The organism is Janthinobacterium sp. SUN211 (genome assembly GCF_030587315.1).
In the GTDB taxonomy this organism is placed as follows: Bacteria; Pseudomonadota; Gammaproteobacteria; order Burkholderiales; family Burkholderiaceae_D; genus Janthinobacterium; species Janthinobacterium kumbetense.
The window spans coordinates 18882-32807 of sequence record NZ_JAPWIC010000009.1; the positions used below are offsets into that span (position 1 = coordinate 18882).

Consider the following 13926-nt stretch of genomic DNA (forward strand, 5'->3'; position numbering starts at 1 on the left):
GGTTCAAAATCACGGGATTGTTTGCAGGTCCTTACTTAAGGGAATTATTTTGATTGTCTACGAATACCCTTTCAACGAACGCATACGTACCTTGTTGCGGCTGGAAGACCTGTACGACAAATTCAAGTTCTTCATCCAGCAAGAGCATGCAATGCAGCACCATGTTGCCTTGGCAACTATTTTCGATATGCTCGAAGTGGCTGGCCGCGCCGACCTGAAGTCCGACCTGCTGCAGGAACTCGAGCGCCAGCGCCAAAGCCTGCTCGGTTACCGCAGCAATCCAAATGTGGAACCGGAAACGCTCGATGCCATCCTTGGCGAACTCGACAGTGTCAGCGGCGCCCTGGTGGCGGCGCAAGGCAAGACGGGGCAGAATATCCGCGACAATGAATGGCTGATGAGCATCCGCGGCCGCACCATCATCCCCGGCGGCGCCTGCGAATTCGACTTACCGTCCTACTTTGCCTGGCAAAAACGCAGCTCGAAACAGCGCCTGACCGATATCCACGCCTGGTTCGCCCCGCTCGCCCCGCTGTTCGACGCGCTGGCCCTCGTATTGCGCCTGCTGCGCGATTCCGGCGGACCCGTTAAACTGATCGCCAATGGCGGCAGCTACCAGCAAATGCTGCAAGGCAAGGTATACCAGATGCTGCGCCTGAGCCTGGACGAAAGCAGCGGTGCCATCCCGGAAATTTCCGCCAATAAATATATGCTGTGGGTACGCTTCACCACCCAGGGCGGCGACTTGAAGCCCAAGCCGCTGGAAGAAGATGTACCATTCGAGCTCACGCTCTGTAATTTTTAACTGTTACTTATTTGCCCCATCATGACCGTCGTTAATTGCCCTACCTGTGCCGCCAAAGTCGAATGGACTGAAGCCAACAAATTCCGCCCCTTCTGCTCGGAACGCTGCAAACAGATCGACCTGGGCGCCTGGGCCGAAGAGAAATACACGATCCCCGCCGCCGACCCGTTCGAAGATCCGCTGGCAGACGAAGACAACAAGCCGCAATAATTCTCAGCGAAACGGATTTTCCAGGCGCAGCCCCTGCGCCGCGAAACTGTCGAGCCTGCCACTAACCACCGTCAAACCATAGGCGATACCCATCGCCGCGATCTGCCCATCGACGCCATGCGCGTGGCCGCGAGCATGCAGGCGCGCGCACACGAGGGCGCAATCGAGGTCGAATTCCAGCAGCCGCGGCGCATAGTCCGCCAGCACGGCTTCCAGCCAGCCTTCCAGCGCCAGTGCTTCCAGCGCCGCTTCGCGCCGCCAGCTGCGCTGTATGCCTGCGCGCAATTGCGCGATCACCTGTACCGGCACATAACGCATTTCCGGCGCCACCCGTTCGAAAAAAGTGCGCACGCCCGCCGGCGCAGCGCTGCCCTTGCGCGCCGCAACGATCACATCCGTGTCGACCAGGTAGGCGGACATCGCACGTCAGGAACGGCGCTCGAAATCCGCATCAAGCCCCACGTCGGGCATGCCGCGCAAAATATCGTCGAGCGGACGCTTCGGCAGCGGCCGCAAGGCGCTGCGCAGAATGTCGCGGTGCTCGTCTTCGATGCTGCGGCCATGCGCGCGGGCACGCTTGTGCAGGGCGGCAATCAGCAATTCATCGGTATCGGTAAAGGTCAGTGTCAGCGGCATGCGCAACTCCCCAATGCTAGATGAAAGCACTGTAGCGCAAAGCGCGCGCGATACAAGGAAAGTCACCGGAAAGCTTGCGCCAGCACGCAGCATGGTGCTGCCCGCTGACACAAGTATCAATCAGGTAAGCGCCAGCGATTCCCGGCGTACCTCGTCGAGCCATTCCAGCAAGGGAATGGTGGCCGGCAGCAAGGGCTCCACGCCGACCGTGCCCTGCCAGGCGAACGCCTGCCCTTCCAGGCTTTGCGGCTCGCCCCGCCACTCGCGGCTGATATAGAAATGCAGGCGCACATGGGCGTGCGGATACACATATTCGACGCCGCACCAGGCCTCGGCACTGTCGATATATAAACCCAGTTCCTCGACAAACTCGCGCTTCAAGGCATCAAAAATGGCTTCGCCCGGCTCGACTTTGCCGCCAGGAAACTCCCAATAGCCGTCATACGGCTTGCCGGCCGGGCGCTGGCCCAGCAACACGTCGCCATTCGGCTTCATCAGAATGCCGACGGCGACATCCACCGGTGTGACTTTCATATCACTCATTGCGGCAACTTTCCCGCAGGTAGTTTCCCAGCATAATCGCGTGCGAATTGCCACGCCACCCGGCCCGAACGGGAACCGCGCTGCAAGGCCCAGCGCAGGGCATCGCCGCGCGCCTGCGCGATCTGTTCCGGCGTGCAGCCGAACGAAGCGAGCCAGTGCGCCGCGATATCGAGATAGTCATCCTGCTTGAACGGGTAGAACGACAGCCACAGGCCGAAGCGCTCGGACAGCGAGATTTTCTCTTCCACCGTCTCGCCCGGATGCAAATCGCCGTCGTCGTCTGTCTTGTAGCTGCTGTTGTCCGACATGCGTTCCGGCATCAGGTGACGGCGGTTCGAGGTGGCATAGATCAGCACATTGTCCGATTGCGCGGCGATGCTGCCGTCGAGCGCCACTTTCAGCGCCTTGTAGCCGCTCTCGCCCTCTTCGAACGACAGGTCGTCGCAAAAGATAATGAAGCGCTCGGGGCGCGCCGCCACCAGGTCGACGATGTCGGGCAAGTCGGCAAGATCCGCCTTGTCCACTTCGATCAGGCGCAGGCCTTGATCGGCGAACTGGTTCAGACATGCCTTGATCAGCGACGACTTGCCCGTGCCGCGCGCGCCCGTCAGCAACACGTTGTTGGCGGGGCGTCCGCTGACGAACTGGCGCGTATTTTGCTCGATCTGCGCCTTTTGCGTGCCGATATTGTGCAAGTCATCCAAGGCGATGGACGACACGTGGGCCACGGCCTGCAGATGGCTGGCCGCGCCCTGGCGCCGGCGCCAGCGGAAGGCGAAGCTGTTCCAGTCGGTCGCCGGCAAGGCCGGCGGCAAGATCGACTCGAGCCGCGCCAATACCCGTTCGGCGCGGATCAGGAATTGATCGAGGCCGGTCATGAGCGGTAATCGGCGTTGATCGACACGTAGTCATGCGACAAATCGCACGTCCACAGGGTAGCCGTGGCATCGCCGCGCGCCAGTTTCACGCGGATGGTGATTTCGCTTTGCTGCATCACGCGCTGGCCATCCTGTTCCTGGTAGTCCGGGTTGCGGCCGCCGTTCTTGGCCACCCACACGTCGTCCAGATACAGGTTCAATTGACCCACATCAAGGTCGTCCACGCCCGCGTAGCCGATGGCGGCCAGGATGCGGCCCAGGTTCGGGTCGGAGGCGAAGAACGCCGTTTTCACCAGCGGCGAATGGGCGATGGAATAGGCGATCTTGCGGCACTCTTCCACGTTGCGGCCGTCTTCCACGGTCACGGTCATGAACTTGGTAGCGCCTTCGCCGTCGCGCACAATGGCTTGCGCGAGAAAAGTAGACAGTTCGGTCACGGCGGCGGCCAGTTCCGCATAGTGCGGCGAATCGATGGAATCGATGACCAGGCTGCCCGCGCCCGTGGCCACCAGCATGAACGAGTCATTGGTGGAGGTGTCGCCGTCGATGGTGATGCAGTTGAACGATTTATCGGCCGCCTGCTTCACCAATTGGTCGAGCACCGGTTGCGCCACGGTGGCGTCAAACGCGAGGAAACCCAGCATCGTGGCCATGTTCGGCTTGATCATGCCGGCGCCCTTGCTGATGCCCGTCAGGGTCACCGTGTGGCCACCGATGGTGACGGTGCGCGAGCCGGCTTTCGGCTGCGTGTCGGTGGTCATGATGGCTTCGGCGGCCGAGAACCAGTTGTCCGGCGTCAGTGCGGCCACAGCTTGCGGCAAGCCGGCGACCAGGCGCTGCACGGGCAAGGGTTCGAGGATCACGCCGGTGGAAAACGGCAGGATTTGCTGCGGCGTGCAGCCCAGCAGCTCGGCCAGCGCGGCGCAGCTGGCCTGCGCGTCGGCCAGGCCCGATTCGCCCGTGCCCGCATTCGCGTTGCCCGTATTGACAAGCAGCGCACGGATCGGCGCGGCGCCGGCCGTCACGGCGGCCAGGTTGGCCTTCGAAATTTGCACGGGCGCGGCGCAGAAGCGGTTCAAGGTGAACACGCCGGCCACGGTGGCCGTCGGCGCCAGTTTCAATACCAGCAAATCCTTGCGGTTGGGTTTCTTGATGCCGGCTTCGGCAACACCGATTTCAATGCCGGCGACGGCTTTCAAGTCGGCGGCGACGGGCTTGGGGGAATTGACGGCCATGGTGATTTCTTCTGCGAGGGAAAAGGGAAGCGCTATTGTAGCGCCTTCGCGGCGCCGGTGAACATGCGGCAAGGGAATAGTCGCGCCGGCCAGGGTAGTCGCGAAGCGGGTCGGCAACATGACCAGGCTTGCGATTTATCAGAACGCCGCCGCCTGGCGGCGCTAAGGTATAGGAACCGACGATCACGCGTCTCGCACAAGCGCCCGGGGAGGGAATGTCATGGCGCATGGAAAATCCTACCGCATGCATCGCAGCGATTCAGGCTCGTCACGCCCGTTGCGTCTATGGTATTTATGCTGCCTGCTTTGCCTGCTGGCCTCGTTGATGGCCTGTACGCTGCCAGCCGAACCGGCCGATCATGCCATCGGCCACGCCACCGATCTGGCATCCACAGCGACGCCGGCCGCTGAAACGCCGCCAGCCGCAGAATTTCCACCCGAGACCGGGGTGGGACGACCACCGCCAACCTTCCCATGGAACAGCTCATGGTCAGGCATCGGCGGCTTGGTCGGCAATCTGGGCAACCTGGCCGGCAGCAGCGGCATGCTCACGGGCAGCAGCGGCATGGCCAAGCCTGGCAACGATCCACCGCCGGCCGGCGCCGTGCACGTCACCGTGTACTACGCCACCGACAGGCAATACCAGGCCCGCAGCCGCAGCTATGGCTGGCAGCCCAACCGCGCCGCGCCCCACCTGAGCTATGGGAGCGTCCTCGTCAGCATCCCGGAAAAAAGAGCGCCGGGCGAACTGCCGCTGCCGCCCTGGTACGACATCCTGTCCGGCGACGATGCGCAAAAATATGTGCTGATCAAGGGAACCACGCGCCTGTCGCGCGCGGATTTCCTCGCCACCGTCAAGGCAAGCATTCAAGCCGCACCGGAACGCCGCGCCGCCTTCATCTATATCCACGGCTACAGCAATTCCTTTGACGACGCCGCCCGGCGCACGGCGCAGATGGCGGTCGACCTCGATATCGGCGCCCTGCCCGTGTTCTACAGCTGGCCATCGAAAGGCTCGATGGCCGGCTACGAATACGATCAGAATTCCGCCGAATGGACGCAGGCGCACCTGCAGGCGTTCCTGGCCGATTTCGCGGAGCACTCCTCGGCCACCGATATCTACCTCATCGCCCACAGCATGGGCAACCGTCCGATGACCGTGGCCCTGGCCAACCTGCTGGAAAAGCGCCCCGACCTGCTGCCCCTGTTCAAGCAGGTGGTGCTGGCGGCGCCGGATATCAATGCCGATGTCTTCCGCGATCAGATCGCCCCCCGCTTTGCCAGCCTCAAGCTCTCCGCCACCCTGTACGCGTCCGCGAACGACAAGGCGATCCGCGCTTCCTACAATTTTGCCGACTGGGACAGGATAGGTGACATCCGCGGTCCCGTCGTCGGCATTCCCGGCATGGAGCTCGTCGATGCCTCGGCCGTCATCATGAACTTCATGGGGCACGATTACTTCGCCAGCAACCGCGTCTTGCTGACCGATATCGCCACCATGATCAAGACGGGGCAACGGGCAAAAAACCGCGGCGGCTTGAAGGGCATTCCCTCGCAGGCGCCGCAATACTGGGCCTTTCCCTGAGCCGGGGCCGGGCAAGGCATGCCGGACATAAAAAACGGAGACCGCAGTCTCCGTTCTTGTTCAGGTCATGCAGCGGGCTTTACGCCAGCTTGCCATGGCAAGCCTTGTACTTCTTGCCGCTGCCGCAAGGGCATGGGTCGTTACGGCCCACTTTGACGCCCATACTCACGCTCATGTCGTCGACGTTGTCCATATTGCCGCCGGCCGAAGGAGCCAGCAGTTCTTCCGGCGCCGCGTTCGGGTCGAATTCGGCGTGCTGGTAGTGCACGTTTTCCACGTGCGACTGCTGCATCGCCTGTTCGGCCGCATCGACTTCTTCGCGCGACTGGATACGCACCGTCATCACGTGTTTCGTGACGTCGTTCTTGATCATGTCGAGCATCTGGCCAAACAGTTCAAACGCTTCGCGCTTGTATTCCTGTTTCGGATTCTTCTGCGCATAACCGCGCAGGTGAATACCCTGGCGCAGGTGATCGAGCGCCGCCAGGTGTTCACGCCAGTGGCTGTCCACGCTTTGCAACATGACATTGCGTTCGAAGCCGCCAAACGATTCCTTGCCGACGATATCGATCTTCGACTGGTACACGGCATCGGCCGCGGCCAGCACTTTTTCCAGGATCTCTTCGTCCGTCAGGGTCGAATCGGCTTCCAGCATTTCATGCAGCGGCAAGTCCAGCTGCCATTCGCTCGCCAGGGTATTTTCCAGGCCCTTGATATCCCACTGTTCTTCCACGGATTCATGCGGCACGTACTCGTGCACCAGGTCGGTGAACACGCCATGACGCAAGGAAGCGATCATGTCGGAAATATCGGTCGTTTCCAGCAATTCGTTACGCTGCTGGTAGATGACCTTGCGCTGGTCGTTGGCGACGTCATCGTATTCCAGCAATTGCTTGCGGATATCGAAGTTGCGCGCTTCAACCTTGCGTTGGGCCGATTCGATCGAACGCGAGACGATGCCTGCCTCGATCGGTTCGCCTTCCGGCATTTTCAAACGGTCCATCACGGCGCGCACGCGGTCACCGGCGAAGATGCGCAGCAGCGCGTCGTCGAGCGACAGGTAGAAGCGCGACGAACCTGGATCACCCTGGCGGCCGGCACGGCCACGCAGCTGATTGTCGACGCGGCGCGATTCGTGGCGTTCGGTGCCGATGATGTGCAAGCCGCCCGCATTGACCACGTGGTCGTGCAGGGATTGCCATTCATCGCGCAAGGTCTGCGACTGGGCTGCCTTGTCGGCGTCGCTCAGTTCAGGATTGGCTTCGATGAACTTGATCTGGTTCTCGACGTTACCGCCCAACACGATGTCCGTACCGCGACCGGCCATGTTGGTGGCGATGGTGATGGCTTTCGGACGGCCTGCCTGGGCGATGATTTCCGCTTCGCGCGCATGCTGCTTCGCGTTCAGCACGTTATGCGGCAAACCGGCCTTGGTCAGGATGCCAGACAACAGTTCCGAGTTCTCGATCGAGGTGGTACCCACCAGCACGGGCTGGCCGCGCTCGTAGCAGTCGCGGATGTCGTTCAACATCGCGTTGTATTTTTCCGCCGACGATTTATAGACCTGATCCTGGCGGTCCTTGCGCTGCAGCGGACGGTTTTGCGGGATCACGACCGTTTCCAGGCCGTAGATTTCCTGGAATTCGTACGCTTCCGTATCGGCCGTACCCGTCATGCCGGCCAGCTTGGCGTACATGCGGAAGTAGTTCTGGAAGGTGATCGAGGCCAGGGTCTGGTTCTCGTTCTGGATCTTGACGCCCTCTTTCGCTTCGACGGCCTGGTGCAAGCCATCGGACCAGCGACGGCCCGTCATCAGACGGCCCGTGAATTCATCGACGATCACCACTTCATTGTTCTGCACCACATAGTGCTGATCCTTGAAGTACAGCGCATGCGCGCGCAGGGCCGCATACAGGTGGTGCACGAGGGTGATGTTGGCCGAATCGTACAGCGAGGCGCCTTCCGGCAGCAGGCCCATCTCCATCAGGATGCCTTCTGCCTTTTCGTGGCCGGCTTCCGTCAGCAGCACCTGGTGCGCTTTTTCATCCTTGGTGTAGTCGCCCGGCACTTCAACCTTGCCCTTGCCGTCCGGCGTTTCTTCGCCGATCTGCAAAGTCAGGCGCGCAGGCACTGCATTGATCTTGTGATACAGGTCCGTATGGTTCTCGGCCTGGCCCGAAATGATCAGCGGCGTACGCGCTTCATCGATCAGGATCGAGTCGACTTCATCGACGATGCCGAAATTCAGGCTGCGCTGCACGCGCTCGCGCGCTTCGTAGACCATGTTGTCGCGCAGGAAGTCGAAACCAAATTCGTTGTTCGTGCCATACGTGATGTCGGAGTTGTACGCCTGCTGCTTGGCGCTGTGCTCCATCTGCGACATGTTCACGCCCGTCGACAGGCCCAGCCACGCATACAGGCGGCCCATGGTCTCGGCATCGCGCTGCGCCAGGTAATCATTGACGGTGACGATATGCACGCCCTTGCCCGACAAGGCATTCAGGTAGGCTGGCAAGGTTGCCATCAGGGTCTTGCCCTCGCCCGTACCCATCTCCGCGATCTTGCCGAAATGCAAGACCATGCCGCCGATCATCTGCACATCGAAATGGCGCATGCGCAGGACGCGCTTGCTGGCCTCGCGGCAGACGGCAAAGGCTTCCGGCAACAAGGCATCGAGCGATTCGCCGGCGGCGATGCGTTCCTTGAAGGCAGGCGTCTTCGCTTGCAGCTCGGCATCCGACAGCTTTTCGATGGCCGGCTCGAGCGCATTGATCTCGCGTACCGTTTTTTGGTATTGCTTGAGCAGCCGCTGGTTGCGGCTACCGAAAATCTGGGTCAGTAATGACATGCTTGAATTCTTGAAAAAACGCCGTTAAAAAAAGCTCGGTAGGGAACAACGCGGTAGTAATCGCGTCACCGCACGGAGTTCGACTATGGCAAAAGACGATGATTTTATCATGCGTTCCCGACATGGTTGGGGTAATGCGCCATATAACAATAGCTTAATGACAAACAAATAGCAGAAATTGCGGACATTTTCCATACTGTAAGGCAATACGGTCCGCCCTCCTGCACCGCACCCGCCGCCGCACTCGTCACGCGCGGGCGAGTGTGCTATGTTTCGGCCATGCGAACTCCCACTTATTCTCCGGCACCGCGCCGCGGCTACGGCTTTGCCCGCTCCGGCCCGGCCGTCACGGGCGCAACCGATTTTCTGCGCGGCAACGCGACGATGGCTTCCCTGATGCCCACCGTCACGCGCCTGGCCGCCCTGCAAAAAGATTGCGCCAAGGCCTTGCCGGCCATGTTCGAGCATTGCGACATCCTGCAATTCGAGAGCGGCCAACTGGTGCTGGCCACGCCGAACGCGGCGCTGGCGGCCAAGCTCAAGCAGCAATTGCCAAAGTTGCAAGGGGAACTGGAAAGAAAAGGCTGGCAGATTTCAGGCATCAAGCTGAAAGTGCAAGTCATCAAGAGCATCGCGCCCATCGTGCACACGCGGGCGCTGGTCTTGCCGGAAAAAGCCATGTCGGCCCTGGAAGAGCTGAGCACGGCCCTGCCCGCGTCGAAGCAGAACGAGCAGTTGATCGCGGCGCTGCGCAATATGGTGCGCCATCACCGCGAACCGAAGGATTAACTCAGGTCAAAGACCACTCGCGCTCCATTTGACGGAGATATGACTGCGGCGCCGCCTCATTGGTATCGAAGGAAACGATTTCATACGATTCCGGCTGTTCCAGCAGCGCCAGCAGCAACTGGTTATTCAGCGCATGGCCCGACTTATGCGCCGTGTAATACGCGAGCAAGGGGTGGCCCACCAAGTACAGGTCGCCGATGGCGTCGAGGATCTTGTGGCGCACGAACTCGTCTTCATAGCGCAAACCGTCGGCGTTGAGGATGCGGTACTCATCCATCACGATGGCGTTTTCCAGCGAACCGCCACGGGCCAGACCCATGCCGCGCAAGCTTTCCACGTCCTGCATGAAGCCAAACGTGCGCGCGCGCGCCACGTCGTGCACATACGACACGTCGCCAAAGTCGACGGAGGCGCGCTGCATCGTGCCATCGACGGCCGGGTGATTGAATTCGATAAAGAAATCGAGCTTGAAGCCGTCATACGGCGACAAGCGCGCCCATTTCTCCGCGTCGCCCTTGCCGTGACGCACTTCCACGGGCTTGATGACCTTGATAAATTTCTTTGGCGCTTGCTGCTCTTCCACGCCAGCCTGCTGCAGCAGGTAGACGAAGGACGAGGCGGAACCGTCCATGATGGGAATTTCTTCCGCATTCACGTCGATATACATATTGTCGACGCCCAGGCCGGCCGCAGCCGACATCAGATGTTCCACTGTAGAAACCCTGGCGCCATCCTTGATCAGCACGGAAGCCATGCGCGTATCGCCCACGGCCATGGCGCTGGCGGGGAACTCGACGATGGGATCGAGGTCGATGCGGCGAAACACGATGCCCGTGTCGATCGCGGCAGGACGCAGAGTCAGCTCCACCTTGGTGCCAGAGTGCAAACCGACACCGATGGTGCGGACCTGTTGTTTGATGGTGCGTTGTTTTAACATCTGTCGATTATATCTATTTGCCGGATTTTCGTTGCGGCGCGGCATGGCCCACGCCAGAAATACCACAACCGCTACTCACGGATGCTCGCTCTCGGCGTGGACAGCCTCCCTGCGCACGAGGTAAATGCCGCTGCCGATGATGATGGCCGCACCGATCAGGGTGTATTCGTCGGGCAGGGCGCGCCACAGCATCCAGTCCAGGGCCATGCCCCAGGCCAGGGCCGAGTACTCGAACGGCGCCACGCTGGACGCCTTGCCATGGCGAAACGCTTCCGTAATCGCCAACTGGCCCAGGAAGCCACTCAGCGACAAGCCCGCCAGCAGCCACCAGTCTTCGCGGCGGATGCTCACCCACTCGTGCGCCGACAGGGCCACGCCGCCGAGGGCCATCATCACCATCAGCCAGAAAACCATGCTTTCGCTGGCATCCGTGCGGCTGAGGATGCGGCCCGTGACGGCGGAAATGGCGTAACAGGCGGCCGAGCCCAGCACGGCCAGCCCGGCCACGGAAAAGAATCCCGAACCGTCGGGGCGCAGCGCCACCAGCACGCCCAGCAAACCCACGGCGATGGCGCACCAGCGCGCGAAGTCCACTTTTTCCTTCAGGATAAAAACCGACAGGACGGTGATCAGCAAGGGGGCGACGAAAAACAGCGCATACGTCTCGGCCAGCGACATGCGCTTCAGGCCGTAGGCGAACAGGGTGATCATCAGCACGCCCAGGACGCCGCGCAACAGGTGCAGCGGCCAGCGCACCTTCAGCACGTTCTTGAAGGCGCCGCGGTACAGCAGGTACAGGCAAACGAGCGGCAACGACGACAGGGCGCGCAAGGCCGTCACCTGCATCGGCGGATAATGGGCGGACAGCAACTTCATGGCTGTGTCCATCAGGGAAAACATGGCGACGGCGACCAGCATCACATAGATGCTGCGCAGGTTGGGATTGTGGGGTAACAGGACAGACTCCTGGCGAAAGAGCGGGACCGTCATCATGGCGACGGCCGGAGCCAGGACAGCATGGTCTGGACAGGCAGGGCCAGGCGGTCAGCCCGATTATAACAAGCGCGGCCGTTTTACCTTATGACACAGGCAACAGCATCACCAGTTTCAAGTCGTGCTGGCGCGCCAGGTGCAGGGTCACTTGATTGAACGCAAGCAGGCCCTGTTGCGCATGCCGGAACTGGCGCAAGCCGCCATCGCGGCCCTGCACCTGCTGCGCGCCCCACCACTGGCGAAATTCAAGGCTGGCATCGGCCAGTTCGGCGATCAGGCCGGCCAGCGGCGCCTGGTCCGCCTGCCGGCCGATATCGGCGCGAAACTCTGCTACCAGCCGCTGCGCCCGCTCGGGCCAGCCGACGACCAGATCGCGCGCACCAGGTTCCAGGAACATGAAGCGCAACTGGTTCGGCGCGTCCCCGTCGCCGTGCAGCCAGCCCGTAAACAGCGTGGACGCCGCCCCGTTCCACGCCACGGCATTCCATGCGCGGTCGAGGATATACGCGGGCGCGTCGATGGCGGCGACGATGGCGGCCAGCTCGGCGGCAGCAGGTCCCCCGCCCTCGTCTGCGCCATGGCTGGGGTCATGCTTGTCGGCCACCTCGAACAGGTAGGCGCGCTCGGCCGCGCTCAGCTGCAGCACCTGCGCCAGGCGGGCCAGCATCTTGGCCGATGCCGACACGGGCCGCCCCTGTTCCAGCCACGTCAGCCAGGTGGGACTGACATCGCACAGCTGCGCCAGCTCTTCGCGCCGCAGGCCTGGAGTACGCCGCCGCCCGCCGCCGGGCAAGCCAGCCATGGCGGGGGTGACGGCTTCGCGCCGGGCGCGGATGAATTCAGCAAGTTTGTTCGACATGACGGGGAAGCATGGTAGTAGATATACCAGTATAAGTTATGGTCTTGTTACAGGATAATTTTATCCTTATTCTGCAGGAACTCAGCCATCCACAGGAGAAAACCATGCAGCAGCACGATGTCGTTACCGAACAGTTTGGCAAGACGGCCAATGCCTACCTGAGCAGCGCCGTCCACGCGCAAGGCGCCGACCTGGTGCTGATGCAGGAATGCGCGCGCCGCCGTGGCAAGCCCATCGTCCTGGACCTGGGCTGCGGCGCCGGCCACGCCAGCTTTGCCATCGCCCCCGTGGCGCAATCCGTGGTCGCCTACGACCTGGCGCAGCCCATGCTCGACGTGGTCGACTGCGCCAGGGTGCAGCGCGGCTTGCACAATATCAGCACGCAACAGGGCGACGTGGCCCGCCTGCCGTTTGCCGACGCCAGCTTCGACATGGTCGTCACGCGCTTTTCCGCGCACCACTGGAACGATGTGGCGGGAGCCCTGGCCGAAGCGTGGCGCGTGTTGCGCCCGAACGGCACCTTATTAGTCGTCGACATCGTCGCGCCCAAGACGGCCCTCTACGACAGCACCTTGCAGGCGGTGGAAATGCTGCGCGATGCCTCGCACGTGCGCGACTACCGTACATGCGAATGGGGCGCCAAGTTCGACAACGCGGGTTTTACGCACAGCTTGCGCAGCGTGTGGAAACTGACGATGCAGTTCGACGAGTGGGTGGCCCGCATGCGCACGCCAGGCGAAAGAGTGGCGGCCATCCGCAACCTGTTCGATGGCGCGCCCGAGGAAGCGCGCAAGTATTTTGCGCTGCAGGACGACTATTCATTCAGCATCGATGCGGCCATGTTCGAGGCGAGCAAGCCGTCGGTACAATAAAAAAACGGCGCCGATGGCGCCGTTTTTACGTCAAAAAAGGACAAGTCCCTGAAAAATGTTCAGGGCAAGGCGCATTGCCGCAGGCAGTACGAGTAGTACGCCAAGGCATTGCAACGCCGCCATGGACTTTTTCTCAGGGACTTAAGCCAGTTGGCCCAGCAGCGTTTCCGCATTCGACACTTCAAACTTGCCGCCTTGCTCGATGTTCAATTGCGTCACGACGCCATTGTCGACCAGCAACGAGTAACGCTGCGAGCGCGTGCCCATGCCGTGCTTGGAAAAATCGGCGTCCAGGCCCAGGGCCTTGCTGTAGGCGGCGTTGCCGTCAGCCATCATGCGCACGATGCCGGTAGCTTTCTGGTCGCGGCCCCAGGCGCCCATCACGAACGCGTCGTTGACGGAGATGCACCAGATTTCGTCGACGCCCTTGGCTTTCAGGTCGGCGGCGTGCTTGACGTAGCCTGGCACATGCTGTGCGGAGCAGGTCGGGGTGTAGGCGCCTGGCAGGCCGAAGATGGCGATCTTCTTGCCCTTGACCAAGTCTTGCACGTTGAACGTGTTCGGGCCCAGTGCGCAGCCTTCGGTTTCGCTTTCGATGAATTCAGCCAGGGTGCCTTCTGGCAGGGTGTCGCCGATCTTGATGGTCATGTTGACTCCTTGTGTACTGTCGGTTGAAGGCGCCGCCCGTTCCATGGAGCGGACAGCGCCCGTGATCTGGTTCTGCCGGCATGCTGCC

At 61.6% G+C, this 13926-nt stretch carries 15 protein-coding genes; 5 read left to right on the top strand and 10 right to left on the bottom strand.

Annotated elements, in window-relative coordinates; translation table 11 throughout:
* The first annotated feature begins 49 nt into the window (after positions 1 to 49).
* Positions 50 to 805, top strand: coding sequence for a cell division protein ZapD (gene zapD, locus O3301_RS24240; RefSeq protein ID WP_305057730.1), 756 nt, complete (start codon positions 50 to 52; stop codon positions 803 to 805).
* 18 nt (positions 806 to 823) lie between these two features.
* Entirely contained in the window at positions 824 to 1015 is a 192-nt protein-coding gene (gene yacG, locus O3301_RS24245; protein ID WP_034748814.1) for a DNA gyrase inhibitor YacG, read from the top strand.
* A 3-nt stretch (positions 1016 to 1018) separates the two neighbouring features.
* Here yacG and O3301_RS24250 read toward each other — a convergent pair whose 3' ends face one another.
* From O3301_RS24250 to argJ, 5 genes are all read right to left on the bottom strand, one after another.
* Positions 1019 to 1435: a PIN domain-containing protein gene (locus O3301_RS24250; protein WP_305057731.1), complete on the bottom strand. Its 417-nt coding sequence runs from the start codon at positions 1433 to 1435 to the stop codon at positions 1019 to 1021.
* Positions 1436 to 1441: 6 nt separating this feature from the next.
* The gene (locus tag O3301_RS24255; RefSeq protein WP_289906891.1) at positions 1442 to 1651 is read right to left on the bottom strand and encodes a DNA-binding protein; all 210 of its coding nucleotides are present in this window, start codon (positions 1649 to 1651) and stop codon (positions 1442 to 1444) included.
* Positions 1652 to 1771: 120 nt separating this feature from the next.
* Positions 1772 to 2194, bottom strand: coding sequence for an NUDIX domain-containing protein (locus O3301_RS24260; RefSeq protein WP_305057732.1), 423 nt, complete (start codon positions 2192 to 2194; stop codon positions 1772 to 1774).
* Positions 2191 to 3072 carry an ATP-binding protein gene (locus tag O3301_RS24265; protein WP_289906890.1) on the bottom strand — a complete coding sequence of 294 codons (882 nt, stop codon included), beginning with the start codon at positions 3070 to 3072 and terminating at the stop codon, positions 2191 to 2193. Before O3301_RS24265 ends, O3301_RS24260 begins: the two co-directional genes overlap by 4 nt.
* Positions 3069 to 4307, bottom strand: a complete 1239-nt coding sequence (gene argJ / locus O3301_RS24270; RefSeq protein WP_305054626.1) for a bifunctional glutamate N-acetyltransferase/amino-acid acetyltransferase ArgJ — start codon at positions 4305 to 4307, stop codon at positions 3069 to 3071. The genes O3301_RS24265 and argJ overlap by 4 nt, the downstream gene beginning before the upstream one ends.
* Before the next feature lie 325 nt (positions 4308 to 4632).
* Here argJ and O3301_RS24275 point away from each other — a divergent pair, with 325 nt between their 5' ends.
* Entirely contained in the window at positions 4633 to 5892 is a 1260-nt protein-coding gene (locus O3301_RS24275) for an alpha/beta hydrolase (RefSeq protein WP_305057733.1), read from the top strand.
* A 79-nt stretch (positions 5893 to 5971) separates the two neighbouring features.
* On the opposite strand, the gene secA is transcribed toward O3301_RS24275, so the two are convergent.
* Positions 5972 to 8740, bottom strand: coding sequence for a preprotein translocase subunit SecA (gene secA / locus O3301_RS24280; protein WP_305057734.1), 2769 nt, complete (start codon positions 8738 to 8740; stop codon positions 5972 to 5974).
* A 279-nt stretch (positions 8741 to 9019) separates the two neighbouring features.
* Here secA and O3301_RS24285 point away from each other — a divergent pair, with 279 nt between their 5' ends.
* Positions 9020 to 9529 (top strand): DciA family protein, encoded by a 510-nt coding sequence (locus O3301_RS24285; protein WP_099665424.1) that lies wholly within the window; start codon positions 9020 to 9022, stop codon positions 9527 to 9529.
* A 1-nt stretch (position 9530) separates the two neighbouring features.
* Here O3301_RS24285 and lpxC read toward each other — a convergent pair whose 3' ends face one another.
* The 3 genes from lpxC to O3301_RS24300 form a co-directional block, all read right to left on the bottom strand.
* The gene (lpxC, locus tag O3301_RS24290; protein WP_077399869.1) at positions 9531 to 10466 is read right to left on the bottom strand and encodes a UDP-3-O-acyl-N-acetylglucosamine deacetylase; all 936 of its coding nucleotides are present in this window, start codon (positions 10464 to 10466) and stop codon (positions 9531 to 9533) included.
* Positions 10467 to 10541: 75 nt separating this feature from the next.
* Complete coding sequence (locus O3301_RS24295; RefSeq protein WP_099668227.1) at positions 10542 to 11384, bottom strand: DMT family transporter; 843 nt, start codon at positions 11382 to 11384, stop codon at positions 10542 to 10544.
* A 160-nt stretch (positions 11385 to 11544) separates the two neighbouring features.
* Entirely contained in the window at positions 11545 to 12318 is a 774-nt protein-coding gene (locus tag O3301_RS24300) for a helix-turn-helix transcriptional regulator (RefSeq protein ID WP_305057735.1), read from the bottom strand.
* A gap of 104 nt (positions 12319 to 12422) precedes the next feature.
* On the opposite strand from O3301_RS24300, the gene O3301_RS24305 reads away from it, so the two are divergent.
* Complete coding sequence (locus O3301_RS24305; protein ID WP_305057736.1) at positions 12423 to 13190, top strand: class I SAM-dependent methyltransferase; 768 nt, start codon at positions 12423 to 12425, stop codon at positions 13188 to 13190.
* Positions 13191 to 13331: 141 nt separating this feature from the next.
* Here O3301_RS24305 and O3301_RS24310 read toward each other — a convergent pair whose 3' ends face one another.
* Complete coding sequence (locus tag O3301_RS24310; protein WP_251351079.1) at positions 13332 to 13838, bottom strand: peroxiredoxin; 507 nt, start codon at positions 13836 to 13838, stop codon at positions 13332 to 13334.
* Between the last annotated feature and the right edge of the window lie 88 nt (positions 13839 to 13926).

Coding starts and splice junctions, on each gene's coding strand:
- secA (WP_305057734.1), bottom strand. CDS start 8,740: ATGTCATTACTGACCCAGATTTTCGGTAGCCGCAACCAGCGGCTGCTC.
- O3301_RS24275 (WP_305057733.1), top strand. CDS start 4,633: ATGGCCTGTACGCTGCCAGCCGAACCGGCCGATCATGCCATCGGCCAC.
- argJ (WP_305054626.1), bottom strand. CDS start 4,307: ATGGCCGTCAATTCCCCCAAGCCCGTCGCCGCCGACTTGAAAGCCGTC.
- O3301_RS24295 (WP_099668227.1), bottom strand. CDS start 11,384: ATGCTGGTCGCCGTCGCCATGTTTTCCCTGATGGACACAGCCATGAAG.
- O3301_RS24250 (WP_305057731.1), bottom strand. CDS start 1,435: ATGTCCGCCTACCTGGTCGACACGGATGTGATCGTTGCGGCGCGCAAG.
- O3301_RS24255 (WP_289906891.1), bottom strand. CDS start 1,651: ATGCCGCTGACACTGACCTTTACCGATACCGATGAATTGCTGATTGCC.
- lpxC (WP_077399869.1), bottom strand. CDS start 10,466: ATGTTAAAACAACGCACCATCAAACAACAGGTCCGCACCATCGGTGTC.
- O3301_RS24260 (WP_305057732.1), bottom strand. CDS start 2,194: ATGAGTGATATGAAAGTCACACCGGTGGATGTCGCCGTCGGCATTCTG.
- O3301_RS24300 (WP_305057735.1), bottom strand. CDS start 12,318: ATGTCGAACAAACTTGCTGAATTCATCCGCGCCCGGCGCGAAGCCGTC.
- O3301_RS24305 (WP_305057736.1), top strand. CDS start 12,423: ATGCAGCAGCACGATGTCGTTACCGAACAGTTTGGCAAGACGGCCAAT.
- O3301_RS24310 (WP_251351079.1), bottom strand. CDS start 13,838: ATGACCATCAAGATCGGCGACACCCTGCCAGAAGGCACCCTGGCTGAA.
- O3301_RS24265 (WP_289906890.1), bottom strand. CDS start 3,072: ATGACCGGCCTCGATCAATTCCTGATCCGCGCCGAACGGGTATTGGCG.
- O3301_RS24285 (WP_099665424.1), top strand. CDS start 9,020: ATGCGAACTCCCACTTATTCTCCGGCACCGCGCCGCGGCTACGGCTTT.